This window comes from Mycolicibacterium chitae (genome assembly GCF_900637205.1).
Taxonomy (GTDB): Bacteria; Actinomycetota; Actinomycetes; order Mycobacteriales; family Mycobacteriaceae; genus Mycobacterium; species Mycobacterium chitae.
Genome location: NZ_LR134355.1, coordinates 4,180,981 through 4,205,102, shown reverse-complemented (window position 1 = coordinate 4,205,102; position 24,122 = coordinate 4,180,981). Strand labels below are relative to the sequence as shown.

The 24,122-nt window shown below is 70.6% G+C and carries 30 protein-coding genes; 18 read left to right on the top strand and 12 right to left on the bottom strand.

Going from position 1 to position 24,122, the window contains the following annotated elements; all coding sequences use genetic code 11:
• Nucleotides 1-2: 2 nt before the first annotated feature.
• Nucleotides 3-485, top strand: coding sequence for a pyridoxamine 5'-phosphate oxidase family protein (locus tag EL338_RS20160; RefSeq protein ID WP_126335368.1), 483 nt, complete (start codon nt 3-5; stop codon nt 483-485).
• On the opposite strand, the gene EL338_RS20155 is transcribed toward EL338_RS20160, so the two are convergent.
• Nucleotides 469-2,730 carry a heavy metal translocating P-type ATPase gene (locus EL338_RS20155; RefSeq protein WP_126335367.1) on the bottom strand — a complete coding sequence of 754 codons (2,262 nt, stop codon included), beginning with the start codon at nt 2,728-2,730 and terminating at the stop codon, nt 469-471. The genes EL338_RS20160 and EL338_RS20155 overlap by 17 nt on opposite strands.
• A gap of 9 nt (nt 2,731-2,739) precedes the next feature.
• Nucleotides 2,740-2,949: a heavy-metal-associated domain-containing protein gene (locus EL338_RS20150; RefSeq protein WP_126335366.1), complete on the bottom strand. Its 210-nt coding sequence runs from the start codon at nt 2,947-2,949 to the stop codon at nt 2,740-2,742.
• 212 nt (nt 2,950-3,161) lie between these two features.
• Between EL338_RS20150 and EL338_RS20145 the strand changes: the two genes are divergently transcribed.
• Nucleotides 3,162-3,839 carry a PadR family transcriptional regulator gene (locus tag EL338_RS20145; protein ID WP_126335365.1) on the top strand — a complete coding sequence of 226 codons (678 nt, stop codon included), beginning with the start codon at nt 3,162-3,164 and terminating at the stop codon, nt 3,837-3,839.
• Here EL338_RS20145 and EL338_RS20140 read toward each other — a convergent pair.
• On the bottom strand, nt 3,815-4,228 hold the full coding sequence (locus EL338_RS20140) for a nitroreductase family deazaflavin-dependent oxidoreductase (RefSeq protein WP_126335364.1): 414 nt from the start codon (nt 4,226-4,228) through the stop codon (nt 3,815-3,817). The two genes, EL338_RS20145 and EL338_RS20140, sit on opposite strands and share 25 nt — an antisense overlap.
• A gap of 172 nt (nt 4,229-4,400) precedes the next feature.
• Between EL338_RS20140 and EL338_RS20135 the strand changes: the two genes are divergently transcribed.
• The 9 genes from EL338_RS20135 to EL338_RS20095 all read left to right on the top strand — a co-directional run bounded on the left by EL338_RS20135 (nt 4,401) and on the right by EL338_RS20095 (nt 12,558).
• Nucleotides 4,401-4,778 (top strand): hypothetical protein, encoded by a 378-nt coding sequence (locus tag EL338_RS20135; protein WP_126335363.1) that lies wholly within the window; start codon nt 4,401-4,403, stop codon nt 4,776-4,778.
• A gap of 77 nt (nt 4,779-4,855) precedes the next feature.
• Entirely contained in the window at nt 4,856-5,251 is a 396-nt protein-coding gene (locus EL338_RS20130; RefSeq protein ID WP_126335362.1) for a nitroreductase/quinone reductase family protein, read from the top strand.
• Nucleotides 5,252-5,303: 52 nt separating this feature from the next.
• Nucleotides 5,304-6,617 carry a glutamate-1-semialdehyde 2,1-aminomutase gene (gene hemL, locus EL338_RS20125; protein ID WP_126335361.1) on the top strand — a complete coding sequence of 438 codons (1,314 nt, stop codon included), beginning with the start codon at nt 5,304-5,306 and terminating at the stop codon, nt 6,615-6,617.
• Nucleotides 6,618-6,640: 23 nt separating this feature from the next.
• Nucleotides 6,641-7,225: a histidine phosphatase family protein gene (locus EL338_RS20120; RefSeq protein ID WP_435404911.1), complete on the top strand. Its 585-nt coding sequence runs from the start codon at nt 6,641-6,643 to the stop codon at nt 7,223-7,225.
• Nucleotides 7,222-7,824: a TlpA disulfide reductase family protein gene (locus EL338_RS20115; RefSeq protein WP_170217465.1), complete on the top strand. Its 603-nt coding sequence runs from the start codon at nt 7,222-7,224 to the stop codon at nt 7,822-7,824. The genes EL338_RS20120 and EL338_RS20115 overlap by 4 nt, the downstream gene beginning before the upstream one ends.
• Nucleotides 7,821-8,603 (top strand): cytochrome c biogenesis CcdA family protein, encoded by a 783-nt coding sequence (locus tag EL338_RS20110; protein ID WP_126335359.1) that lies wholly within the window; start codon nt 7,821-7,823, stop codon nt 8,601-8,603. Before EL338_RS20115 ends, EL338_RS20110 begins: the two co-directional genes overlap by 4 nt.
• 59 nt (nt 8,604-8,662) lie before the next feature.
• Nucleotides 8,663-10,168 (top strand): cytochrome c biogenesis protein ResB, encoded by a 1,506-nt coding sequence (resB, locus tag EL338_RS20105; protein WP_126336984.1) that lies wholly within the window; start codon nt 8,663-8,665, stop codon nt 10,166-10,168.
• Complete coding sequence (gene ccsB / locus EL338_RS20100; RefSeq protein ID WP_126335358.1) at nt 10,165-11,142, top strand: c-type cytochrome biogenesis protein CcsB; 978 nt, start codon at nt 10,165-10,167, stop codon at nt 11,140-11,142. Before resB ends, ccsB begins: the two co-directional genes overlap by 4 nt.
• 234 nt (nt 11,143-11,376) lie before the next feature.
• The gene (locus EL338_RS20095; RefSeq protein WP_163792255.1) at nt 11,377-12,558 is read left to right on the top strand and encodes a MinD/ParA family ATP-binding protein; all 1,182 of its coding nucleotides are present in this window, start codon (nt 11,377-11,379) and stop codon (nt 12,556-12,558) included.
• 20 nt (nt 12,559-12,578) lie between these two features.
• Here the strand turns inward: EL338_RS20095 and EL338_RS26200 are convergent, their stop codons facing one another.
• A complete protein-coding gene (locus EL338_RS26200; protein ID WP_170217463.1) occupies nt 12,579-12,740 on the bottom strand; it encodes a hypothetical protein in 162 nt (53 codons plus the stop codon).
• A 75-nt stretch (nt 12,741-12,815) separates the two neighbouring features.
• Between EL338_RS26200 and EL338_RS20090 the strand changes: the two genes are divergently transcribed.
• The gene (locus tag EL338_RS20090; RefSeq protein WP_126336982.1) at nt 12,816-13,097 is read left to right on the top strand and encodes a DUF4229 domain-containing protein; all 282 of its coding nucleotides are present in this window, start codon (nt 12,816-12,818) and stop codon (nt 13,095-13,097) included.
• Nucleotides 13,098-13,111: 14 nt separating this feature from the next.
• On the opposite strand, the gene EL338_RS20085 is transcribed toward EL338_RS20090, so the two are convergent.
• Nucleotides 13,112-14,245: a phosphotransferase gene (locus EL338_RS20085; protein ID WP_126335357.1), complete on the bottom strand. Its 1,134-nt coding sequence runs from the start codon at nt 14,243-14,245 to the stop codon at nt 13,112-13,114.
• A gap of 167 nt (nt 14,246-14,412) precedes the next feature.
• Between EL338_RS20085 and EL338_RS20080 the strand changes: the two genes are divergently transcribed.
• Both EL338_RS20080 and EL338_RS20075 read left to right on the top strand, forming a co-directional pair.
• On the top strand, nt 14,413-14,640 hold the full coding sequence (locus EL338_RS20080; RefSeq protein ID WP_126335356.1) for a helix-turn-helix domain-containing protein: 228 nt from the start codon (nt 14,413-14,415) through the stop codon (nt 14,638-14,640).
• A 4-nt stretch (nt 14,641-14,644) separates the two neighbouring features.
• Entirely contained in the window at nt 14,645-15,202 is a 558-nt protein-coding gene (locus EL338_RS20075; RefSeq protein WP_126335355.1) for a Clp protease N-terminal domain-containing protein, read from the top strand.
• A gap of 1 nt (nt 15,203) precedes the next feature.
• On the opposite strand, the gene EL338_RS20070 is transcribed toward EL338_RS20075, so the two are convergent.
• The gene (locus tag EL338_RS20070) at nt 15,204-16,073 is read right to left on the bottom strand and encodes a 1,4-dihydroxy-2-naphthoate polyprenyltransferase (protein WP_126335354.1); all 870 of its coding nucleotides are present in this window, start codon (nt 16,071-16,073) and stop codon (nt 15,204-15,206) included.
• Between the two features lie 32 nt (nt 16,074-16,105).
• Here EL338_RS20070 and EL338_RS20065 point away from each other — a divergent pair, with 32 nt between their 5' ends.
• Nucleotides 16,106-16,882, top strand: coding sequence for an S-methyl-5'-thioadenosine phosphorylase (locus EL338_RS20065; RefSeq protein ID WP_126335353.1), 777 nt, complete (start codon nt 16,106-16,108; stop codon nt 16,880-16,882).
• Between the two features lie 45 nt (nt 16,883-16,927).
• The gene (locus EL338_RS20060) at nt 16,928-18,055 is read left to right on the top strand and encodes an NAD(P)H-dependent flavin oxidoreductase (protein WP_126335352.1); all 1,128 of its coding nucleotides are present in this window, start codon (nt 16,928-16,930) and stop codon (nt 18,053-18,055) included.
• 3 nt (nt 18,056-18,058) lie between these two features.
• On the opposite strand, the gene EL338_RS20055 is transcribed toward EL338_RS20060, so the two are convergent.
• A complete protein-coding gene (locus EL338_RS20055) occupies nt 18,059-19,084 on the bottom strand; it encodes a sensor histidine kinase (RefSeq protein ID WP_126335351.1) in 1,026 nt (341 codons plus the stop codon).
• The gene (locus tag EL338_RS20050) at nt 19,071-19,781 is read right to left on the bottom strand and encodes a response regulator transcription factor (protein WP_126335350.1); all 711 of its coding nucleotides are present in this window, start codon (nt 19,779-19,781) and stop codon (nt 19,071-19,073) included. Before EL338_RS20050 ends, EL338_RS20055 begins: the two co-directional genes overlap by 14 nt.
• A 100-nt stretch (nt 19,782-19,881) precedes the next feature.
• Here EL338_RS20050 and EL338_RS20045 point away from each other — a divergent pair, with 100 nt between their 5' ends.
• Both EL338_RS20045 and EL338_RS26290 read left to right on the top strand, forming a co-directional pair.
• The gene (locus tag EL338_RS20045; RefSeq protein WP_179967112.1) at nt 19,882-20,577 is read left to right on the top strand and encodes an AzlC family ABC transporter permease; all 696 of its coding nucleotides are present in this window, start codon (nt 19,882-19,884) and stop codon (nt 20,575-20,577) included.
• Between the two features lie 3 nt (nt 20,578-20,580).
• On the top strand, nt 20,581-20,904 hold the full coding sequence (locus EL338_RS26290; protein WP_179967111.1) for a branched-chain amino acid transport AzlD family protein: 324 nt from the start codon (nt 20,581-20,583) through the stop codon (nt 20,902-20,904).
• A gap of 18 nt (nt 20,905-20,922) precedes the next feature.
• Here the strand turns inward: EL338_RS26290 and EL338_RS20040 are convergent, their stop codons facing one another.
• The 4 genes from EL338_RS20040 to EL338_RS20025 form a co-directional block, all read right to left on the bottom strand.
• Nucleotides 20,923-21,537, bottom strand: a complete 615-nt coding sequence (locus tag EL338_RS20040) for an MSMEG_1061 family FMN-dependent PPOX-type flavoprotein (protein ID WP_126335349.1) — start codon at nt 21,535-21,537, stop codon at nt 20,923-20,925.
• A gap of 18 nt (nt 21,538-21,555) precedes the next feature.
• Entirely contained in the window at nt 21,556-22,665 is a 1,110-nt protein-coding gene (menE, locus tag EL338_RS20035) for an o-succinylbenzoate--CoA ligase (RefSeq protein WP_372942149.1), read from the bottom strand.
• Between the two features lie 64 nt (nt 22,666-22,729).
• Nucleotides 22,730-23,116 (bottom strand): VOC family protein, encoded by a 387-nt coding sequence (locus EL338_RS20030; RefSeq protein WP_126335347.1) that lies wholly within the window; start codon nt 23,114-23,116, stop codon nt 22,730-22,732.
• Between the two features lie 99 nt (nt 23,117-23,215).
• Entirely contained in the window at nt 23,216-24,064 is an 849-nt protein-coding gene (locus EL338_RS20025) for an SDR family oxidoreductase (RefSeq protein ID WP_126335346.1), read from the bottom strand.
• Between the last annotated feature and the right edge of the window lie 58 nt (nt 24,065-24,122).

Genomic DNA, 24,122 nt, shown 5'->3' with positions numbered 1-24,122 from the left:
ACATGGCTTCCCTGGACCAGATCGCACCCGCATTCGTCGACATGGCCCATTCGATCGTCTGGGCCTCGGTGGCCACGGTGGACCCGCAAGGCCGGCCCCGCAGCCGCGTCCTGCATCCCCTGTGGGAGTACGACGGCGCCGAGTTGGTCGGCTGGATTGCGGTGGGCCCCACCGGCATCAAGCGGGCCCATATCGCCGCCCAGCCGGAGATCTCGATCAACTACTGGGCCACCAACCATGACACCTGCAGCGCCGAGTGCGCCGTGGAGTGGGTGTTCGACGACGACGCGCGCACCGCGGTGTGGGAGAAGTTCAAGACCGCCCCGGAGCCGGTCGGTTACGACCCGGCGATCATCCCGCCGTGGAGCGGCGGACCGACATCGCCGGCGTTCGCGGCGTGGCGGCTGCACCCGCGCCGGTTGCGGGTGATGCCCGGGCGCGTCATGACGCAGGGCGCCGGCGAGGTGCTCACCTGGCGGGAGTGAGCTCGCTGGCTGCCGTGCTGCGAAAGGTCCGCAGCCGCAAGCTGTTTCCGACGACGAAGACGCTGGAGAAGGCCATCGCGGCGCCGGCCAGCATCGGGTTGAGCAGGCCGAGGGCGGCCAGCGGGATCGCGGCCACGTTGTAGGCGAAGGCCCAGAACAGGTTGCCCTTGATCGTGGCCAGGGTGCGCCGCGACAGCCGGATCGCGTCGGTGACGCTGCGCAGATCACCGCGGACCAGGGTGAGGTCGGCGGCCTCGATCGCGACGTCGGTGCCGGTGCCCATCGCCAGCCCCAGGTCGGCCTGGGCCAGCGCGGCCGCGTCGTTGACGCCGTCGCCCACCATCGCGACCGTCTTGCCGTTGGCCTGCAGCCCGGCGACCACGTCGGCCTTGTCGGCGGGCAGCACCTCGGCGATGACGGTGTCGATGCCCACCTCGGCGGCGATGTGCTCGGCGACGGCGGTGTTGTCGCCGGTCAGCAGCACCGGGGCGAGCCCAAGGTCCTTGAGCTGCCCGATGGCCTCGGCGCTGGTCGGCTTGACGGTGTCGGCGACCACCAGCACGCCGCGCGCCTGGCCGTCCCAGCCCACGACGATCGCGGTCTTGCCCTGCCGTTCGGCGGTGGCCTTCGCGGCGGCCAGCTCGGCGGGCAGGCCGTGTCCGCGCTCGGCGATCAGGTCCTCCCGGCCGGCGACGACGGCGTGCCCGTCGACGGTGCCCTGCACGCCGCGGCCCTCGATGTTCGCGAAGTCCGTCACGGGCGGCAGCGCGCCGACCTCGGCCTCGGCGCCGGCGGCGATGGCCCGCGCGATCGGGTGCTCGGAGGCGTGCTCGAGCGCCCCGGCCAACCGAAGCAGTTCGGCGCGGTCGGTGCCGGGCGCGGCCAGCACGTCGGTGAGGGTCATCCGCCCGGTGGTGACGGTGCCGGTCTTGTCCAGCACGACGGTGTCGACCCTGCGAGTCGACTCCAACACCTCGGGGCCCTTGATCAGCACGCCGAGCTGGGCGCCGCGGCCGGTGCCGACCAGCAGCGCGGTCGGGGTCGCCAGGCCCAGGGCGCACGGGCAGGCGATGATCAGGACCGCGACCGCCGCGGTGAACGCCGCCGACGCGGGGAAGCCCGCCAGCAGCCAACCGGCCAGGGTCGCGACCGCGATGGCGATCACGATCGGGACGAACACGGCCGAGACCCGGTCGGCCAGCCGCTGCACATCGGCCTTGCCGGATTGGGCGTCCTCGACGAGCTTGGCCATCTGCGCCAGCTGGGTGTCCGAACCGATCCGGGTGGCGCGGACCACCAACCGCCCCCCGGCGTTGACGGTCGCGCCGGTGACGGCATCACCGACGGTCACCTCGACCGGTATCGATTCGCCGGTGAGCATGGAGGCGTCGACGGCCGAGCTGCCGGTGGTGATGACGCCGTCGGTGGCGAACTTCTCGCCGGGCCGGACGACGAACTCGTCGCCCACCTGCAGCTCGTCGACGGGGATGCGCACCTCGGTATCCCCGCGCAGCACCGCGACGTCCTTGGCGCCGAGCTCCATCAGCGCGCGCAGCGCCGCGCCGGCCTGACGCTTGGAACGCTTCTCGAAGTACCGGCCCGCGAGCACGAACATCGTGACCCCGGCGGCGACCTCCAGGTAGATGTTGCCCGCCCCGTCCGACCGCGCCACGGTCAGCTCGAAGGGATGCTTCATGCCGGGGGCGCCGGCGGTGCCGAAGAACAGCGCGTACATCGACCACAGCAGGGCCGATGAGGTGCCCAGCGAGATCAGGGTGTCCATAGTCGCCGCGCCGTGGCGCAGATTGGTCCACGCGGCCTTGTGGAACGGCCACGCCGCCCACACGACGACGGGCAGGGTCAGCGCCAGGGAGACCCACTGCCAGTAGTTGAACTGCAGCGCGGGCACCATGGCCAGCGCGATCACCGGGATCGAGAGCACCACCGCGCCGATCAGCCGGCGGCGCAGGCCGGTCAGTTCCGGGTCCGGGCGGCCCTCGTCGGCCTCTTCGGCGGGCAGGGTGGCGGTGTAGCCGGTCTTCTCGACCTCGGCGATCAGGGCCGCCGGGTCATATCCGGCCGGCATCGAGACGGTCGCCTTCTCGGTGGCGTAGTTGACCGTCGCGGTCACGCCGTCGAGCTTGTTGAGCTTCTTCTCGATCCGCATCGCGCACGACGCGCAGGTCATGCCGCCGATCGCCAGCTCGATCCCGGCGTGCTGTTGCGCGGCCCGTGACGCAGTCATAGTCCCGACTCAGGCGGGGACGGCTTCGTAGCCGGCCTCGTCGACCGCCGCGAGGACGGGGGAGTGGTCCAGCGGTGCGTTGCTGACGACGACGAGCGAACCCGTCGCGGCGCTGACGTCGACCTGCTCGACGCCGGCGATCTTGCCGACCTCGTCGCGGATGGCGTTCTCGCAGTGCCCGCACGACATGCCGGTCACCCGGTACTCACTCTTGGTCACGATCCTCCTTCTAGATACCCCTAGGGGGTATGTTACGACTGGCTCAAACGATACCCCCGTAGGGTATCGAATTCAAGCCTGGGGCGGTCGCGCACCCCCGCGGCGCCGGCTCGGCGGCGGGAGAAAGTTCTTGTTCACCGATAGTTCGCGATATATCGTTGCCATATCGGAAGCGCGGAGCGACCCGCTTCCCACTAACCAGAGGAATCGATATGACCAACCCATGGGAACCGCCCCCGGGCGGACTCGGATTCACCTCGGTGGATCTACGGACCTTGTACCGGCAGAGCCGGGAAGGTCACCGCAAGCTGCGGGAAAACCTGCGCGAACAACTGCGTGACTCGGAGTTCCGTGGCCCCTTCGGTGGGCCCGGCGGCGGTCTCGGCTTCGGCTTCGAGCCACTCGGCGGCTTCGGCGGCGGGGGACGCCGAGGCGGCCGTGGCCGCAGCCGTCGCGGCGATGTCCGCGCGGCCATCCTCACGCTGCTGGCCGAGCGGTCGATGCACGGCTACGAGATGATCCAGGAGATCGCCGAGCGCAGCCACGGCCTGTGGCGACCCAGCCCCGGCTCGGTGTATCCCACCCTGCAACTACTGGTCGACGAGGGGCTGATCGTCTCCGTCGAGAGCGACGGCAGCAAGAAACTCTTCGAACTGACCGAGGACGGTCGCGCCGCGGCCGAGAAAGTCGAGACGCCGCCGTGGCAGCACATCGCCGACGGGTACAAGGCGGCCGAGCCGACGCACGTCGACCTCACCAACGCGGTGAGTCAGCTGATGGGCGCCGTGGGCCAGTCGGCCGCCACCGCCACCGCCGAGCAGCAGGAGCGGATCGTCGACATCGTCAACGCCGCCCGCCGCGACATCTACGGCATCCTCGGCGAATCCTGACCGTCCGACTCGACGCGGCGCAGCAGTACCGCGTTCTCGAAGGGTAACCGGGGGAACAGGTTCCGGCCCAGCCCCTTGATCCGCGGTGCGGCCTCGGCCTTGCTGACCACCCGCGGATCGGTCACCGCGAAGGTGCGCCCGCGCCGCTGCATCCGGCCCCCGCCGGCCGCCGTGAGGTTCTTCAACCAGTCCCGGTCCGGTCCGTAGGTGAGCAGGATCGCCACGCCCTCGTCGGTGGAGAACACCGTCAGCGGGGTTCGGTACGGCTTGCCCGACTTGCGGCCCACGTGCTCGAGGATGCCGAAGCTCGGCGCCCGCCCGGCCCAGCGCCGCTGGATCGGGTTGGTCACGTACCGGTTCAGGCGGGCCAGCCACTGGGGGAGTTGCATGCCCCCATGAAACCCTGCCGCGACGACGAGGCCAAGACCCGCCGGCGGGCCGGTTCTTGCGGTTTTTGACCCCGGACTGCCGCCGCTACCTGGTAAAACGCTGCCGTTGGCTAACTTGTTAGGTGATACAAAAACACTTGTGGCTCGTCCACAAACGAGAAGGGACGTCGACTTGGCTGGCAAACGCACTCCGTTGATCGCGACCGTGGCGGGACTGACCGCCGCCGGTTTCCTGTTCGGCACCGGCGCCGCATCGGCACAACCGCACGGTGGACTGCTGGACACCACCTGCAGCTACGCCCAGTTCCAGGCGGCCGCGCAGCAGCACGCGCCTGATCTGGCGGCGAACCCGGAGAAGATGGCGAAGTTCGAGCGAATCCTCAACCTGCCGGTCGAGGAGCGCAAGGCCAAGGCCGAGCAGAAGCGCGCCGAGAAGGGCGAGATCAGCCCCGAGAAGCGCGAGAAGATCCGCGAATGGAAGGAATCCCCCGAGGGCCAGGCCAAGATCGCCACCATGCGGACCGTCCTGGACACCTGCGGCCAGTACTGATTCCGAGCCTTTCGGCAGCACCCTCAGCACCGCCGGCCCCGGGTCGGCGGTGCTGAACTTTCTGCCAAACTGGGGCCATGGCCTATCTCGAGCAGAACTGGTTCACCGCGAAGGTGTTCAACCGGATCGCGATGGCGACCGGCTTGGCCGGTGCCGAGACTCTCACCGTCACCCGGCGCAGCACCGGCGAACCGCAGCGGATCCCCGTCACGACCGTGGTGGTCGACGGCGGTCGCTACCTCGTGTCCACCCGCGGCGAGTCGCACTGGGTCAAGAACGTGCGCGCCACCCCGCAGGTCGGACTGCGCACCGGATCGGGACTGTCCAGCTTCACCGCCACCGAGATCCCCGTCGAGGCGCGCCCGCCGATCCTGGCCGCCTACCGCGCCAAGCTGGGCAAGATGGTCGAGGGGTACTTCCGGGACCTTCCCGACGCGGCCGACCACCCGGTCTTCAAGCTGAGCCCCACCTGAACAACTACACCCTGTAGTTGCCGCCCCGCGCCGTCCTGGGACACTGGTGGCCATGGCCAATACCGATCAGTCCGCAAAACTGTTCGCCGAGGCTGCCGAGCTGATCCCCGGCGGCGTGAACTCCCCGGTGCGGGCGTTCAACGCCGTCGGCGGTACGCCCCGCTTCATCACCTCGGCGCAGGGTTGTTGGCTCACCGACGCCGACGGCAACCGCTACGTCGACCTGGTGTGCTCCTGGGGGCCGATGATCCTGGGGCACGCGCATCCGCAGGTCGTCGCGGCGGTCACCGAGGCCGCCGCAAACGGGCTGTCCTTCGGGGCGCCCACCCCCACCGAGTCCGAACTGGCGGCCGAGATCGTCGAGCGCGTCGCGCCGGTGCAGAAGCTCCGGCTGGTCAACTCCGGGACCGAGGCCACCATGAGCGCGGTGCGGCTGGCCCGCGGATTCACCGGCCGCGCGAAGGTCATCAAGTTCTCCGGCTGCTACCACGGCCACGTCGACGCCCTGCTGGCCGATGCGGGTTCGGGGGTGGCGACGCTGGCGCTGCCGTCCTCGCCCGGGGTCACCGGCGCCACCGCCGCGGACACCATCGTGTTGCCCTACAACGACGTGGCCGCCGTCGAGGCGGCGTTCGCCGAGCACGGCGACCAGATCGCCGTCGTCATCACCGAGGCCAGCCCGGGCAACATGGGATGCGTGCCGCCCAACCCCGGCTTCAACGCCGCGCTGCGCCGGATCACCGCCGCGCACGGCGCCCTGTTGATTCTCGACGAGGTCATGACGGGTTTCCGGGTGAGCCGCAGCGGCTGGTACGGCATCGACCCGGTCGACGCCGACCTGTTCACCTTCGGCAAGGTGATGAGCGGCGGCCTGCCCGCCGCGGCGTTCGGCGGCCGCACCGAGGTGATGGATCGGCTGGCCCCGCTGGGCCCGGTGTATCAGGCCGGGACGCTGTCGGGGAACCCGGTCGCGATGGCCGCCGGATTGGCCACGCTGCGGGCGGCCGACGACACCGTCTACGCCGCGCTCGACGCGAACGCCGACCGGTTGGCCGCCCTGCTCACCGGGGCGCTGTCCGAAGCCGGTGTCGCCCACCGGGTTCAGCGCGCCGGCAATATGCTCTCGGTGTTCTTCGGTGAACACCCCGTCACCGACTTCGCGTCCGCCCGCGCCAGCCAGACGTGGCGCTTCGCGCCGTTCTTCCACGCCCTGCTCGACGCCGGCGTGTACCCGCCCTGCAGCGCGTACGAGGCGTGGTTCGTCTCGGCGGCGCTCGACGACGACGCGTTCGCCCGCATCGCCGAAGCCCTGCCGGCGGCCGCCCGCGCGGCCGCGGCGGCCAAAGACCCGGAAGGCCTGAGTTGAGTCTGACGACGCGCGTCCACGTGATGCGCCACGGTGAGGTGCACAATCCGGAGGGCGTCCTCTACGGGCGGCTGCCCGGCTACCGACTGTCCGAACGTGGTCAGGCCCAGGCCAGTGCGGTCGCGGATTCCTTGGCGGACAACGACATCGCCGTGGTGATCGCCTCCCCGCTGCAGCGCGCCCAGGAGACCGCGGCGCCGATTGCGGCGCACCACGGGCTGACCATCGGCACCGACGACGACTTGATCGAGTCCGCGAACTACTTCGAGGGCAAGCGGATGTCGCCGGGCGACGGGGTGTGGCGGCATCCCAAGGTGTGGTGGCAGGTGCGCAACCCGTTCACCCCGTCGTGGGGCGAGCCGTACCGCGAGATCGCCGCGCGGATGTCCGCGGCGGTGGATCGGGCGCGCCTGAAAGGCGAAGGCCGCGAGGTGGTTTGCGTCAGCCACCAGCTGCCGGTGGAGACGTTGCGCCGGCACATGCAGGGCCACCGCCTGCCGCACGATCCGCGGCGGCGGCAGTGCAACCTGGCCTCGCTGACCACCTTCACGTTCACCGGCGACCGGCTGACCGACGTGTCGTATTCGGAACCGGCGGCCGGCTTGTGAGCCTGCGCAGTCGGATCTTCGCGCTGTTGGCGCTGGCGTTGGCCGGCTGCCTGGCGCTGACCGGCTGCGCCACCGGCGACGACGCCGTCGCCCAGGGCGGCACGTTCGAGTTCGTCGCCCCCGGCGGGAAGACCGACATCTTCTACGACCCGCCCGAATCCCGCGGTCAGCCCGGCCCCATCCGCGGGCCCGACCTGATGGACCCCGACCGGGAGCGCTCGCTGGAGGAATTCGCCGGCGATGTGGTGGTCCTCAACGTCTGGGGACAGTGGTGCGGTCCGTGCCGCACGGAAATGACGCAGCTGCAAGAGGTTTACGACACCACCCGCGATCAGGGCGTGTCCTTCCTCGGGATCGACGTGCGGGACAACGACCGCGACGCCGCCAAGGATTTCATCCTGGACCGCAACATCACGTTCCCGTCGATCTACGACCCGCCGATGCGCACCATGATCGCCTTCGGCGGGCGCTACCCGACCTCGGCGATCCCGTCGACCATCGTGCTGGACCGCGAGCACCGGGTGGCCGCGGTGTTCCTGCGCGAACTGCTCGCCGAGGACCTGCTGCCCGTGGTGCAACGGCTGGCCGACGAATCATGAGCGGGGCCGCCGAACTCGCCGCCTCGGGGCCGCTGCTGCTGGCGCTGGGGCTCAGCGTGCTCGCCGGCCTGGTGTCCTTCGCGTCGCCGTGTGTGGTCCCGCTGGTGCCCGGCTACCTGTCGTACCTGGCCGCGGTGGTCGGAGTCGACGAGCGCGTCGAGGCGGCCGAGGGGGCGCTCAAGCTCCGCACCCAGCGGTTGCGGGTCGCCGGTTCGGCGCTGCTGTTCGTGGCGGGTTTCACGGCGGTGTTCCTGCTGGGCACCATCGCGGTGCTCGGTATGACGACGTCGCTGATCACCAATCAGCTTGTGCTGCAACGGGTCGGCGGCGTGATCATCATCATCATGGGGTTGGCCTTCATCGGGTTCATCCCGGCGCTGCAGCGTCAGGCGCGCTTCACCCCGCGGATGCTCTCGACGGTGGCCGGGGCGCCGTTGCTCGGCGCGGTGTTCGCGCTGGGCTGGACCCCGTGCCTGGGCCCGACCCTGACCGGCGTCATCACCGTGGCCTCGGCGACCGACGGCGCCACCGTCGCGCGCGGGGTGGTGCTGGTGATCGCCTACTGCCTGGGTCTGGGCATCCCGTTCATCCTGTTGGCCTTCGGCTCCACCTGGGCGCTGGGCGCGCTGGGCTGGCTGCGCCGGCACAGCCGCACCATCCAGATCGTCGGCGGCGTGCTGCTGATCCTCGTCGGCCTGGCGCTGGTGAGCGGGCTGTGGAACGAGTTCATCTCCTGGGTGCGCGACGCGTTCATCAGCGACGTGAGGCTGCCGATTTGACCGGGCCGATCTCCCGCGCGTTCGCGCTGGTCCGCAACACCTGGCGCGGGCTGACGTCGATGGGCACCGCGCTGGTGCTGCTGTTCCTGGTGGCGCTGGCGGCCATCCCCGGCGCGCTGCTGCCCCAGCGCAGCCTGAACGCCGGCAAGGTCGACGAGTACATCGCGACGCACTCGACCCTCGGCCCCTGGCTGGATCGCTTTCAGTTCTTCGACGTGTTCTCCAGCTTCTGGTTCACCGCGATCTACGTGCTGCTGTTCGTGTCGCTGGTGGGGTGCCTGACCCCGCGGATGATCGAGCACGTCCGGACGCTGCGCGCCGTCCCGGTGGCCGCGCCGCGCAACCTGGGCCGGCTGCCCAAGCACGCGCAGGCCGACGCCGCCGGGGACCCGCGGCAGATGGCCGAGCAGATGTCGCAGCGGCTGCGGGGCTGGCGCAAGGTGATCCGCGAGCCCGAGGGCAGCGCCGGGGCGGTCGAACTATCCGCGGAGAAGGGCTATCTGCGCGAGTTCGGCAACCTGGTGTTCCACTTCTCGCTGCTGGGCCTGCTGGTCGCGATCGCGTTCGGCAAGATGTTCGGCTACGAGGGCAACGTCATCGTCATCGCCGACGGCGGCCCGGGATTCTGCTCGGCCTCACCGGCGGCGTTCGACTCGTTCCGGGCCGGCAACACCGTCGACGGCACGTCGCTGGAGCCCATCTGCCTGCGGGTGCACGACTTCGACGCCGAGTACCTGGACAGCGGGCAGGCCATCGGGTTCGCCGCCAACATCAGCTATCAGGCCGGCGCCGACCTGGCCGCCGACAACTGGCAGGACTACCGGCTGGCGGTCAACCACCCGCTGCGGGTCGCCGGCGACCGGGTCTATCTGCAGGGCCACGGCTACGCGCCGACGTTCACGGTGAGGTTCCCCAACGGCGAGGTGCGCTCGCAGACGATCCAGTGGCGTCCCGACGATCAGCTCACGCTGCTGTCCTCCGGGGTGGTGCGCATCGATCCGCCCGCCGGCATGTACCCCGACGTCGACGAGCGCCGCAAGCAGCAGATCGCGGTGCAGGGGCTGCTGGCACCCACCGAACAACTGCACGGCACGCTGCTGTCGTCGAGCTACCCGGCCCCGAACAACCCGGCCGTCGCGATCGACATCTACCGCGGCGACACGGGCCTGGACTCCGGCCGGCCGCAGTCGCTGTTCAGCCTCGACGAGCGGCTCATCGAACAGGGCCGGCTGGAGAAGCTGGACCGGGTGAACCTGCGCGTCGGCGAGGAGGTCCGTCTCGACGACGGCTCGGTGCTGAGCTTCGACGCCGTGACGCCGTTCGTGAACCTGCAGGTGTCCCACGACCCGGGTCAGGTGTGGGTGCTGGTGTTCTCGATGACGATGATGGCCGGGCTGCTGGTGTCGCTGGTGGTGCGACGGCGTCGCATCTGGGTCCGGCTGGTCCCGGGGCAGGCCACCGGTACCGTGAACGTCGAGCTGGGCGGCTTGGCGCGGACCGACAATTCGGGCTGGGGCGACGAGTTCGAACGGCTCACCGAACGATTGTTGAAGGAAGTGTCATGAACAGCGAGCACGTGGACCTCGATCTGGCCCGCTACTCGGACTGGGCGTTCACGTCCTCGGTCGTGGTGCTGATGGTGGCGCTGCTGGCGCTGGCGGTCGAGCTGGCCTACAGCCGCAGCCGCAAGGTGGCCGAACGCGAGTTGGTGCACGCCGGATCGGTGAGTGCGGACAGCGCCACCCCGGGCGTCGTCGTCGACGCTCCGCGACGCACGGCCGACGACCGCGTGGGCCGGACCGGGCTGGCGCTGGTCTACCTGGGCATCGCGCTGCTGCTGGCCTGCATCGTGCTGCGCGGCATGTCCACCGGCCGGGTGCCGTGGGGCAACATGTACGAGTTCATCAACCTGACCTGCTTCTGCGGGTTGGTGGCCGCCGCGGTGGTGCTGCGCCGTCCGCAGTACCGCACGCTGTGGGTGTTCGTCCTGGTGCCGGTGTTGATCCTGCTGACGGTGTCGGGCAAGTGGCTCTACAGCCACGCCGCCCCCGTCATGCCCGCGCTGCAGTCCTACTGGCTGCCCATCCACGTCTCGGTGGTGAGCCTGGGCTCCGGGGTGTTCCTGGTGGCCGGCGTGGCCAGCATCCTGTTCCTGCTGAAGATGTCCCGGTTCGGTGCGCCGGGCGCCGAGGGGCCGGTGGCGCGGGTCATCTCGCGGCTGCCCGACGCGCAGACGTTGGACCGGATCGCCTACCGCACCACGATTTTCGCGTTCCCGGTGTTCGGCTTCGGGGTGATCTTCGGGGCCATCTGGGCCGAGGAGGCCTGGGGTCGCTACTGGGGCTGGGACCCCAAGGAGACGGTGTCGTTCATCGCCTGGGTGGTCTACGCCGCCTATCTGCACGCGCGCTCGACGGCGGGCTGGCGCGACCGCAAGGCCGCCTGGATCAACGTGGTCGGGTTCATCGCCATGGTGTTCAACCTGTTCTTCATCAACCTGGTGACCGTGGGGCTGCACTCCTACGCCGGGGTCGGCTGACCGGCATCGCGGCGCCCGGGGCGATAGGGTGCACAACGCAACTGACGTCGATTCAGGGGGAATGGGCCATTGTCTGATCAACCAAGGTCTGACGAACTGGGGTCTGACCAACCGGGGCGCGGCGCGGACGCGCGGCACGGCAGGGACGACGACGCGCCGCCGGCCTGGTTGTCGGACCTGCCGTCCACCGACGAACGCCCACGGCATTCGGCCGACCCGGCCGAGACCACCCAGCTGCCCCGATACCCGTCCGAGGCCTTCCGCGACGAGCAGCGATTCAGCGAAGGGCCGCCGCCGGCGCAGTGGACCGACCCGACGCCGCCGACGGGCTTTCCCGCCGTCGGCCAGTATTCGACCCCGCCCGGGCAACAGGCCGGACATCAGCAAGGGCCGCCGCCGGGACAGCCGTGGCCGCCGGCACCGTCGGGCGCCTACCCGCCCGGGGCCGTGCTGCCGCCGCCGTACCGGCCCGACGTCCCGCAGACCCCGTACCCCGACCTGGCGACCCACGCGCTGCTCAAACCCGTCAAACCGGCGCCGACCAGTGGCTGGCGCCGCTGGCTCTACGTGCTGTCGGGCAAGACCATCAACGTCGGGGAGAGCCCCAAGGATGCACACCGCCGCAACCTCGTCGCGCACGTCAACCATCCGCTGCAGGGCTGCTACAAGATCGCGGTGCTCAGCCTGAAGGGCGGCGTCGGCAAGACCACCATCACCGCGACGCTCGGCGCGACGCTGGCCTCGATCCGCGGCGACCGGGTAGTGGCGGTGGACGCGAACCCCGACCGCGGCACGCTGAGCCAGAAGGTGGCGCTGGAAACCCCCGCGACGGTGCGCGACCTACTGCACGACGCGGACAACATCGAGCGCTACAGCGATGTGCGCCGCTACACCTCGCAGGGGCCGAGCCGGCTTGAGGTGCTGGCCTCGGAGAGCGACCCCGCGGTCTCGGAGGCCTTCAGCTCGCAGGACTACGCGCGCACCCTGGAGGTGCTCGAGCGGTTCTACAGCCTGGTGCTCACCGACTGCGGGACCGGTCTGATGCATTCGGCGATGTCGGCGGTGCTGTCCAGCGCGGACACGTTGATCGTGGTGAGTTCCGGTTCGGTGGACGGTGCGCGCAGCGCCTCGGCGACGCTGGACTGGCTGGACGCCCACGGCCATGAGGACCTGGTGCGCAATTCGGTGTGCGTGGTCAACGCGGTGCGGCCGCGGTCCGGCAAGGTCGACATGCAGAAGGTCGTCGATCACTTCTCGCGACGGTGCCGGGCGGTGCGGTTGGTGCCGTTCGATCCGCACCTGGAGGAGGGTGCCGAGATCAGTCTGGACAGGCTGCAACCGTCGACCCGGGATGCGCTCATCGAGCTGGCGGCGGTGGTCGCCGACGGGTTCCCCAGCGAGTTCCGCCCGCGCTGAGCGCGGCGCTCAACCCGGCGTCAGCGCGGGTTGTTGTCGCCGTGACTGAGCCGCCAGAGGAACTCCGGGTCGTCGTCGGGCCCGATGACACGGGTCTGCGGCCGGTTGGCCTGTGCGCGTGTGATGCGCCAGCCGGCGTAGACCAGGGCCCCGATGATCAGGATGACGAGCAGGTAGAGCACTTAAACCTCCTTTGTTCGAATATACGCGGTGTCGGTAGGCTCTGGCCTGTGGCTGATGAACGCTCCACCGGCGGAATGGTGCTCGACGTCCTGGCCTACATCGGCGCGCGCCTGTTGCTGGTCGGTGCGCTGGCTGCGGTCATCTTCTTCGGCGCCCACTGGATCGGGATCGGCGACATCCCGTTGGTGGTGGCTTTCCTGTTCGCCATCGTGATCGCGCTGCCGCTGGGCATCTGGTTGTTCGCGCCGTTGCGTCGGCGCGCGACCGCCAGCATCGCCGCCGTCGACGAGCGGCGCCGTCGCGACCGCGAGCAACTCCAGGCGCGGCTGCGCGGCGAGGATCCGCCGAGCAACTAGCCGGCGGGCTCTGCCTAGAGCGAGGCCTTCAGCGCCGCAACGGTTTCCAGATCCTCGAGGGCGGCGACGGCGCGCCGCAACCCCTCCATCGCAATGGTCTCCACCTGCATGCCGCCCATGCCCGCGGTGATCAACGCGGCCACGTAGGCGTAGAGCGCGGCCTGCCGGTAGCGCAGCCACAGGTCGTCGCGGTCCAGCTCGGGCCCGCCCGCGGCGGCCAGGGCCTGGCGGTACTCGTCTAGCAGGTCGCGCTGGGCGGCCCGGCGCTCCTCCGGGGTCATGCTGGTGACCAGGGTGTAGGCCAGTTCACGGGACGGATGGCCGCGTCGGACCGCCTGCCAGTCCAGCAGCCCGGCCGCACCGTTGCGGAAGTACACGTTGCCCGGATGCGCGTCGCCGTGCATGACGGTGTGCGGCGGGCGGTCGATCAGCATCGCCGCGGCGCGGTAGTTGTCGATGATGAAGCGGCCGGTCTCCAGGGGGATCGAGGTGCGGTCGGCCAGCCGTTTCACCGAGGTGTTCATCAACGCGCCGGTGAGCAGCGAGGTGCTGTCCCCGGAGGCGGTATAGAGCCAGTCCAGCGGTCCGCGGCCGGTGGGCAGCCGCTCCCAGTAGGCGGCGTGCAGCTTGGCCAGCAGCTCGACGATCAGCGCGGCCCGGTCGGGGCCGATGGGGTGCAGGGTGTCGGGGAACTCGCACGCGTCGACCGCCAGATCCTCGAGAACCAGGATGTAGCGACCGGTCAGCGGGTCGAAGTCGGCGCCGTGCAGCTTCGGCACCCCGGTCAGGCCGGGGGACAGCTCGCGGTAGAAGCGGACCTCGGTGTTGCCCAGTCGGCCGAGCTCACCCATCAGCCGGGTGGCGGCGTTGTCGGCGGGCATCTTGACGAACACCGTCTCGGGGACGCCGTCGCCGGTCAGTGCCAGCCGCGCGCGCGACGATGTGCCGGCGTCGCCGTCCAGGACGGTCACCGAGGTGACGGGACGCCCGAGCACCTTGGTCAGGGCCGCGGCGTCCAGCGCCGCGACGGCGCGGGGCGGCCCCACCCTGTTGCCCAACACCGCATCGGTGGCCACGCGTTGCACGCCGCGGCCCAGATGCCCGACCAGACCGACCGCCGAACGTGCCTGCATCACTGGATTCTTCATCTCGGTCCTCAACCTAGCTGCTCGGGTCCGGTCGGGTGACCGAGGTGCAGACTTTACAGATTAGATGCTGATTGTCACTCTCGCATCGAGGGGATGTCATCGTTCGGAAGGCGCGGCGTGTCAAGATGTGTTGACGCTTGCGAGGGTGTCAAGTTATCTTGACAACCATGACTGCCGCGCCGGAACCGGTGGAACCGGACTTCGACCGGAGCCTCGGCGATATCGACCCGGCCGTGGGCCTGCGTGCCGTCGGCGCGCTGCAGCGACTTCAGGAGCGGCTCGAGGCGCTGCACGTCGCCAATGCCCGGGAGCAGGGCTGGAGTTGGCAGGCCATCGCCGACGCGCTCGGCGTCAGCCGACAGGCCGTGCATCAGAAGTACAACCGCAGGAGGTGAGTCGATGTTCGAGCGGTTCAGCCGCGGCGCCCGCGCCGCGGTGGTGCTCGCCCAGGAGGAGGCGCGTGACCTCGGCGCGCGGACCATCGGTCCCGAGCACCTGCTGCTGGGCCTGCTGCAGGGCGCCGGACCCGACCTCGCCGCGCTGCTGGACGGCTACGGGCTCAGCGCCGACGTCATTCGCGACCGCCTGGCCGGCGACGGTGAGGCCGGCTTCGCCGACGACGCGGAGGCCCTGCGGCACATCGGGATTGACCTGTACGCGGTGCGCGACGCGGTGAACACGTCGTTCGGGCCGGACGCCTTCGACGCGGCGCTGCACCGCTCGGGCCGGCGCCGCCGCCGGCGTGGTCACCTGCCGTTCGGCCGCGCCGCCCGCAAGGCGCTGGAGCTGGCGTTGCGAGAAGCGTTGGCGCACAAGGACCGAACCGTCGCCGTCGAACATCTGCTGCTCGGGCTGTTGCGCGGCGGCGATGACCGCGTCGTCGGTGTGATCGCCGAGCACGTCTACGCCGCGCAACTGCGCGACGAGGTGGTCGCACTGCTCGACCGCGCCGCCTGAGTCAGCCCAGCGCCAGCGCGGGCGCGATCGTGATCGACCACACCAGCATGGTCAGCCCGGTGTCGCGCAGCACCGGGATCAGCGCCGGACCGGCACCGCCCGAGGTCACCGGCCGGGCCGCGCGCACCGCCAGGGGAGCCGCCACCAGACCCAGCAGCGCCCACGGCGTCGCCAACGCCAACACCACCGTCAGCACACCGGCCAGCGCCAGCAGCGCCACGAAGAACCGGCGCGTCCGCGCATCGCCGAGGCGCACGGCCAGGGTGATCTTGCCGGAGGCGGTGTCGGTCGGGATGTCGCGCAGGTTGTTGGCCACCAACACCGCCGAGGACAGCAGGCCCATGACCACCGCGGCCACCAATCCGACCCAGTCCACCCGCAGCGCCTGGGTGTACTGCGTGCCCAGGACGGCGACCAGCCCGAAGAACACGAACACCGCGATCTCGCCGAAACCGCTGTAGCCGTAGGGTTTCGAACCGCCGGTGTAGAACCAGGCGCCGGCGATGCAGACCGCGCCGACGGCGGCCAGCCAGGGATCGCTGACCGCCACCAGCGCCAGGCCGGCCAGCGCGGCGACGACGAGGCTGGCCACCGCGGCGGAAAACACCGCGCGCGGGCGGGCCAGCTTCGAGCCCACCAGCCGCAGCGGCCCGACGCGTTCGTCGTCGGTGCCGCGGATGCCGTCGGAGTAGTCGTTGGCGTAGTTGACGCCGATGATCAGCGCCACCGCCACCACCAACGCCAACAGCGCCTTCCACCACACGGCGGCGCCGAGCCAGGCGGCCGCACCGGTGCCGGCGATCACGGGAGCAATAGCGTTGGGCCAGGTTCGCGGACGGGCGCCCTGGATCCACTGCGCGACGGTGGCCATGCACAGATCGTCGCATGCCGCAGAATGGTCGGATGCTCGGAGTCATCGGTGGTAGCGGCTTCTATTCGTTCTTCGGCGCGGACGCGCGCACCGTCAGCGTCGACACCCCTTACGGGCCGCCCAGCGGGCCCGTCACGTTCGGCACCGTCGGCGAGCACGAGGTGGCGTTCCTGCCCCGGCACGGGATCGACCACGAGTTCTCCCCGCACACCGTGCCGTACCGGGCCAACCTGTGGGCGCTGCGGGCGCTCGGCGTGCGACGGATCTTCGGACCGTGCGCGGTGGGCAGCCTGACCACCGCCCACGGCCCCGGCGCCGTCGTGGTGCCCGATCAGTTGGTGGACCGCACCAGCGGCCGGCCCGCCACCTACTTCGACTCCGGCGGCATCCACGTCAGCTTCGCCGATCCGTACTGCCCCGGCCTGCGGGCGGCGGCGGCCGGCCTGCCCGGCGTCACCGACGGCGGCACCATGGTGGTCATCGAGGGGCCGCGGTTCTCCACCCGGGCCGAGAGCCAGTGGTACGCGGCGCAGGGCTTCACCCTGATCAACATGACCGGATACCCGGAGGCGGTGCTGGCCCGCGAGTTGGAGATGTGTTACGCCGCGATCGCGCTGGTCACCGACCTCGACGCCGGCGTGGAGGCCGGTTCCGGGGTGACGACGGCCGACGTGTTCGCCGAGTTCCAGCGCAACCTCGCACCGTTCAAGAAGCTGGTGCACGAGGCGCTGGACGGGGTGGACGACGGGCAGGCCTGCGAGCACTGCCGGGCGCACGCCGGGGTGAAGTTGCCCTTCGACCTACCCTGACCGGGGCGATTGAATTCTTGACATGCGTCAAGTCATACTTGGCCGATGAAGACACCGATCTGCGAGCAGTACGGCATCGACTTCCCCCTCTTCGCGTTCAGCCACTGCCGCGACGTCGTCGCCGCGGTGACCAACGCCGGGGGCCTCGGCGTGCTCGGCGGCACCGCGTTCACCCCGGAGCAACTCGAGCAGGAGCTCACCTGGATCGACGAACAGGTCAAGGGCAAGCCCTACGGCGTGGACATCATCGTGCCCGCCAAGTACGAGGGCAAGGGTGAGAACGTCACCGGCACTCAGCTGGCCGACCGGATCCCGGACTACTACAAGACCTATGTCACCGAACTGCTTGCCGGCCATGACATTCCCGCCGAGGAGAAGCGTCGCCTGGGCGGCAGCAGCCTCTCCGGCGACACCGGCGAGGCCCTGCTCGAGGTCGCGCTGCGGCATCCGATCAAGTTGATGGCCAACGCGCTCGGCGTGCCGCCGGCCTACATGATCGAGGCCGGCCGGTCCTCGGGCGTTCCGGTGGCCGCGCTGGTGGGCGCCAAGGAGCACGCCATCAAGCAGGTCAAGGCCGGTGTCGATCTGATCATCGCCCAGGGCACGGAGGCCGGCGGGCACTGCGGCGAGGTGTCCACCCTGGTGCTGGTGCCCGAGGTGCTGGCCGCGCTGGCCGAGATCGGCAGCGACACACCGGTGCTCGCCGCCGGCGGCATCGTGACCGGCAAGCAGATGGCCGGCTGTGTGGCGATGGGCGCGGCCGGGGCGTGGACCGGTTCGGTGTGGCTGACCACCGAGGAGGCCGAGACCGCGCCGTACACCGTGCAGAAGATGCTCGCCGCCACCTCCCGCGACACCATCCGCTCGGCCGGGCGCACCGGAAAGCCGTCGCGGCAACTGGTTTCGGACTGGACCGACGCGTGGGCGCCCAATCCCGGCGGGCAGCAGCCGCTGCCGCTGCCCCTGCAGTCCATGCTCGTCGAACCGGTGCTGCGTCGGGTGGACAAGCTGGCCGCCAACGGCCACGAGGGCGCCCAGGCGCTGGCGACCTACTTCGTCGGCCAGGGCGTCGGCCTGATGAACAAGGTCAAGCCCGCCCGCGAGGTGGTGCTGGAGTTCATCGAGGACTACGTGGCCGCGGCCGAACGCCTCGCCGGTTCGCTCGAGGACTGACCCTCAGCACGGCGAGGGCAGGCGCACCTCGAACCGCGCGCCGGAGTCGGTGTTGCCCGCCGAGATCGTGCCGCGGTGGGCCTGCACCAGGCCGGCGGCGATGGCCAGACCCAGCCCCGATCCACTGGGTAGCGACGGATCCGACCGCGGCACACGGTCATTGGAGCCGCGGTAGGCGACGTCGAACACCCGCGCCAGCGAGTCGCCGTCGATACCCGAACCGGTGTCGTCGACCCGGACCCAGGCACCCCGTTCGTCGCAGCCCATCGACATGGTGACCGACCCGCCCTCGGGGGTGTGCGCGATCGCATTGGCGACGAGATTCGACAGCACCCGGGTCAGGTCGCGGTGGCTGCCGGCCACGCGGACCGGGTCCTCGGGCACCACGGTGCGCAGGTCCACCCGGGCGCGCCGGGCCACCAGGGCATAGGCGGCCGCAACGTCGTCGACCACCTGGTCGAGCTCGAGCGTGTCGGCCGCCGGCGCGATGGCCCCGGCGTTGATCTTGGACATATCGAACAGGTCCTCGACCATTTCCGAGACCCGGATGCTCTCCTGCTCAATGTGTTTCGCGTGCCGGGGAACATCGTCGGGGTCCACCAGGCCGTCGGCCATGGCCTCGGCCACCGTCCGGATCCCGGCCAGTGGGGTGCGCAGGTCGTGGCTGACGAACGCCACCAGCTTGCGCCGGGAGTCCTCGGCCGCGCGTTCGGCATCGCGAATCTCGCGCTCCCACACCGTGCGTCGGGCCTGATAGCGGCCCAGCATCACCGCGGCCGGCACCGTCACCACCGACACGATGACCACCACCATCGCGGTCTTGGCCGGCGTGCCGCTGATCATGAAGCCGCTGGCCCCGAGCACCCCGGTGAAGGTGGCGGCCAACGGGATCAGCACCAGCACCACCATGCTGGCCGCCAGCGACCAGGACCGGGCCAGGCGGATCAGCAGGCTGCCCGCGAGCACCACCGGCACCGAGCAGATCAGAACAAAAGCAACCGTTTCGACCAGGCCGTCAGGCACAGTCATGGTTGGCGTCCTGCGCGGCGGGGGCATCCCGCCAGAAGTAGCCGCGGCCCCACACCGTGTGGATCTGGTGGTAGGCACCGAGCTTGGCGCGCAGCCGCTTGACGTGCACGGTCACCGTGGAGAGATCACCGTAATCCCAGCACCACACCTGGTTGAGCAACTCCTGACGGCTGAACACGGTGTCGCGGTGGGTCAGGAAGAACAGCAGCAGGTCGAACTCGCGGTTGGTCAGGCCGACGGGGTTGCCGGCCACGGTGGCGGTGCGTGCGGCGGTCGAGATGGTGATGGCGCCGGCGGTGATCTCGCTGGGCTGCGGTGCGGCGGCGGCGGGGGCGCGGCGCAGCAGCGAGCGCACCCGCAACGTCAACTCGCGCGGGCTGAACGGCTTGGTCACGTAGTCGTCGGCGCCGGCCTCCAGACCGGCGATCCGGTCCTCTTCCTCGCCGAGGGCCGTGAGCAGGATCACCGGCACGCTGAAGTTCCCGCCGCGGCACAGGCTGCGCACCAGAGCCAGGCCGCTGACCCCGGGCAGCAGCACGTCGATCACGGCGATGTCCACCTGTCCGCTCTCGAGCACGCGCAGCGCCTCGTGCCCGTCGCCGACGACCGCGACCGCCATGCCCTCGCGCTCCAGGTAGCGACGCACCATGTCACGCACGACAAGGTCGTCGTCTGCCACCAGGACACGCGCCGTCATTTGCCGTCTGTACCCGAATGCCCCCCGGGTGAAACCCCGCTACCTGCACCGATGTGCACGGTTTGGCGTCGCGGGGCCATGGCCAGCGAGACTGGTGACCATGTCCGACCGCGCGCCGCAGCACCCGTTACGGGCGGTGCTGGCCCTGACCGTGCCGATCGGGCTGGCGTTCATCCCGCTGGGAATGGCTCTGGGCATCCTCGTGGTCAACGCCGGGCTGGCCTGGTGGTGGGCCCCGGTGTTTGCCGCGGTGATCTACGCCGGATCGTTGGAGTTCCTCATGGTGGGCCTCGCGGCCACCGGCGCCCCGGTGGCCACGGTCGCGATGACCGCGTTCGTCGTCAACTCCCGCCACGTCTTCTATGCCCTGTCGTTCCCGCTGGAGCGGGTGCGGGGGTGGTGGACGAAGCTGTTCAGCACCTTCGCGCTGTCCGACGAGGCGTACGCCGTCGCGGTCAGCCCGGAGGCCGCGACGTGGACGACCCGCCCAATTGTGTTGATGCAGTTGTTCCTTCAGTGTCTGTGGGTGTCCGGTGCCGCGCTGGGCGCACTGCTGGGCACGGCGCTGCCCATCGACCGGCTCGAGGGCCTGGACTTCGCGCTGACGGCGCTGTTCGTCGTGCTGGCGATCGAGGCCTACCGGCAGCGGCCGGACCGCCTGACCGCCGCGACGGCCGCGGTGTGCGCGGTGGCGGCCTGGATCGCGGTGCCCGGGCAGATGCTGATCGTCGCGTTTGCCGCGTTCACCGCCGCCCTGGCGGTGCGATTCCTGCGGCGTCCGGCGCGGGCGGGCTGAGCCGTGCCGGACAACGGTTACATCGCGCTGCTGGTCGGCGTCGCCGCGGCCATCACCTGGCTGCTGCGCGCCCTGCCGTTCGCCGGGCTGGCCCCGATGCGCGACAGCGAGGTGGTCAAGTACCTGGGCATCCACATGCCGCTCGGGGTCATGGTGATGCTCACGATCTACACGCTGCGCCCCGGCGTGACCGCCGGCGGCATCGGCGTGCTGTGGCTGGCGCTGGCCGTGCTCATCACCGCGGGTCTGCACTGTTGGCGCGGGCAGGCGCTGCTGAGCATCGTCGGCGGTACCGCGGTGTACGTGGTGCTGATGACGTGGTTGTGAGGTGGACGTGCTGGTGAATCAATACAGGATCTTGCGCATGTTGTCCTCGCTGTAATAGCCCTCGAGTTCGGCCAGGCTCAGACCGCTGCGCGCTGCGTGCGCCATCTGCGCGACGCTGGGCAGCGCGGTGGGGTTCCAGGTGTGCGGCTCCCAGGCATCGGCGCGCAGGAAGGCCCGCGCGCAGTGGAAGAACACCTCCTCGACGGCGATCTCCAGCGCCAGGATCGGGCGCTTGCCGCCGATGCTCATCGCCTCGAAGTAGTCCGCGTCGGCCAGCACGGTCGCGCGCCCGTTGATCCGCAGCGTGTCGCCGCGGCCCGGGATGGCGAACAGGGTGCCGACGTGCGGGCGCTGCAGCACGTTGAGGTAGCCGTCGACCCGCTTGTTGCCGGGCCGCTCCGGGATGGCGATGGTGGTGGCGTCGATGACGTAAGCGAATCCCGGCGGGTCGCCCTTCGGCGAGACGTCGACGCGGCCCTCGGCGTCGGTGGTGGCCACGAAGGCCAGCGGCGAATGGGCCAGCCAGTCCCGGTGGATGGGCTTGAGGGTGTCACCGACCTTGTTGGCGACGTACTCGTTGGGGTGCCCCACGATCTCGCGGAGCGCTTCGACGGTGCTGACTTCTCGGCGCATGCCCTCCATGATGCGTGATCAGGAAGGCGAGTAGCGGTCCACCAAGGCGCGCCGGTCGACCTTGCCGATGCCCAGGCGGGGCACTTCCTCGACGATGTGGATCTCCCGCGGGGCGGCCGTGGCGTCCAGCGTCTGCTCGACGTGGGCCCGCAATTCGGCCACGGTGGGCTCGGGGGAGTCGAAGGCCAGCACGACGACTGCGGCCACCCGCTGCCCCAGCCGTTCGTCGGGCACGCCGAACACCGCGGAGTCGACCACGTCAGGGTGGGTGATCAACGCGGCCTCGACCGGCTGCGGCAGCACCGTCAGCCCGCCCGTGCTGATCGCGTCGTCGGCGCGCCCCAGCACCTGCAGCACCCCCGAATCATCCACGGCGCCAATGTCGTCGGTGCGGAACCAGCCGGACTCGGCGAACGGGTCCGGGTCCGCCGGGTTGCGGTAGCCCTTGGCCAGCGTCGCGCCGCCCAGCACGATGCGACCGTCGTCGTCGATGCGCAGCTGCACCCCGTCCAGCGGGCGCCCGTCGTACACGCAGCCGCCGGCGGTCTCGCTCATGCCGTAGCTGCGGACCACCGAAATCCCGGCCACCGCAGCGCCTTCCAGCACCGCCTCGGAGGCGGGGCCGCCGCCGAGCAGCACGGCGTCGAGGTCGGCCAGCGCGGCGGCCGCGGCCGGGTCGGCCAGCGCCTTGGCCAGCTGCACCCCCACCAGCGAGGCGTACCTGCGGCCCGAGCCGAGCTTCATCGCGGCGACGGCCTCGGGCAGGGCCGCGACGTCGAACCCGCTGGACACGTCGATCTCGACGGGGGTGGTGCCCGCCACCACGCTGCGGATCAGGACCTGCATGCCGGCGATGTGATGCGGCGGCAACGCCAGCAGCCAGGTGCCCGCGCCGCCGAGCCGGTCGTGGGTGGCGGTGGCACTGGCGATCAGGGCGGGTGCGGTCAGCAGCGCGCCCTTCGGGGTGCCCGTCGTGCCGGAGGTGGGGATCACCAGGGCGACGTCGTCGTCGATGTCCTCCCCAGCCCGCAAAGAGCTTGTCAGCAGCTCGTATTGCCGGAGGTCGCCGCCGGGAACCGGCAGTACCGGGGTGGCGCTGCCGTCGAGGACGGCAGCCAGCGCGGCCATCATCGAGTGCGCCGACGGGCCGGGCGGAACTACGAGCGTGCGCAAGGTAGCGATGGCGATGATCCTAGCCCCGGGTGTCGCGGCGCAGCGGGTGGTCGTCGGGTACCTCGACGAAGATCAGCGTCACCCCGTCGGGGTCGTCGACGTGCATCTCGTGCAGCCCCCACGGTTCGCGGCGGGCCTCGCGGGCGATGGCCACGCCGCGGGACTGCAACTCGGCCTGGGTGGCGTAGAGGTCGCGGACCTGCAGCCACAACGCACCGGGGAACGGCGGTGACCCGGCGGGCGGAGCCCCGTGGCCGGCGAGTTCGATCAGCGACTGTCCGGCGTAGAACACCGTGCCGCCGCCGTACTCGCGGGCCAGGGCCAAGCCGAGGTCGTCGCGGTAGAAGGACAGGGAGCGTTGGTAGTCACTCGGCCGGAACAGCACCCGGCTGGCAAGGATCTCCATGCTGACGTGTCTACCCCCTCCTGCGCGAAGGTGCGCGTCCCCGGGCAACACGCCGGGTCCGCGGCCGGTTCTGCGCACGCTCGCGGGGCACTCGACAGGTCAGGTCGGCTGAATGCGCTGACGCTTCATCACGGTGTTGAGCAGCCCCGGAGCCACGACGTCGACCGCGCGGGAGGTGACCGCCATCCGCGGCGCGATCCGCACCGGGCGCGTGCGGGCCGCCCGCACCATCCATTCGCCGGCCTCGTCGGCGCTCAACGCCGGCAGCCCCTGATACTCGGCCGTCGGCGCGATCATCGGGGTCGCCACCAGCGGGTAGTACAGCGTCGTCGAGTGCACGCCGCGCGGCGCCCACTCCGTCTCGATGGCCCGGCTGACCGCCGCCAGCGCGGACTTCGAGGCGTTGTAGGCCGCGAACAGGGGAGCGGCCTCGTTCATCACACCCCAGGTGGCGACGTTGATCAGGTGGCCGTCGCCGCGGTCGATCATGCCGGGCGCGAAACCGCGGATCAGGCGCAGCGGCGCGAAGTAGTTCAGCGCCATCGTGCGTTCCACATCGTGCCAGCGGTCCAGCGACTCGGCCATCGGCCGGCGGATGGAACGCCCGGCGTTGTTGATCAGGATGTCAACGTCGCCAACGGTTTCCACCAGCGCATCGATGGCGTCGAGGTCGGACAGGTCGCACGCGATGGCCTCCGCGTCACCCCCGTCGGCCTGGATCCGCGCGGCCACCGCGTCGAGCAGTTCCCGGCGACGCGCCACGACGATCACGTGGGCCCCGGCCCGGCCGAACTGCTCGGCGGCGGCCTCCCCGATGCCCGAGGAGGCGCCCGTCAGCAGCACGCGCTTGCCCCGCAGGTCGACGTTGGTGCCGGTGGGCAGGCTCAGCGGCGGCCGCATGCCGGCCAACGCCGCGGCCTCGGTGAGTCTCCGCAGGGGATTGACCATCGTGTGCTCCCTAAACCGGAGCGACTTCGGCGTGATCTCACACGGTCAGCATGGGAAA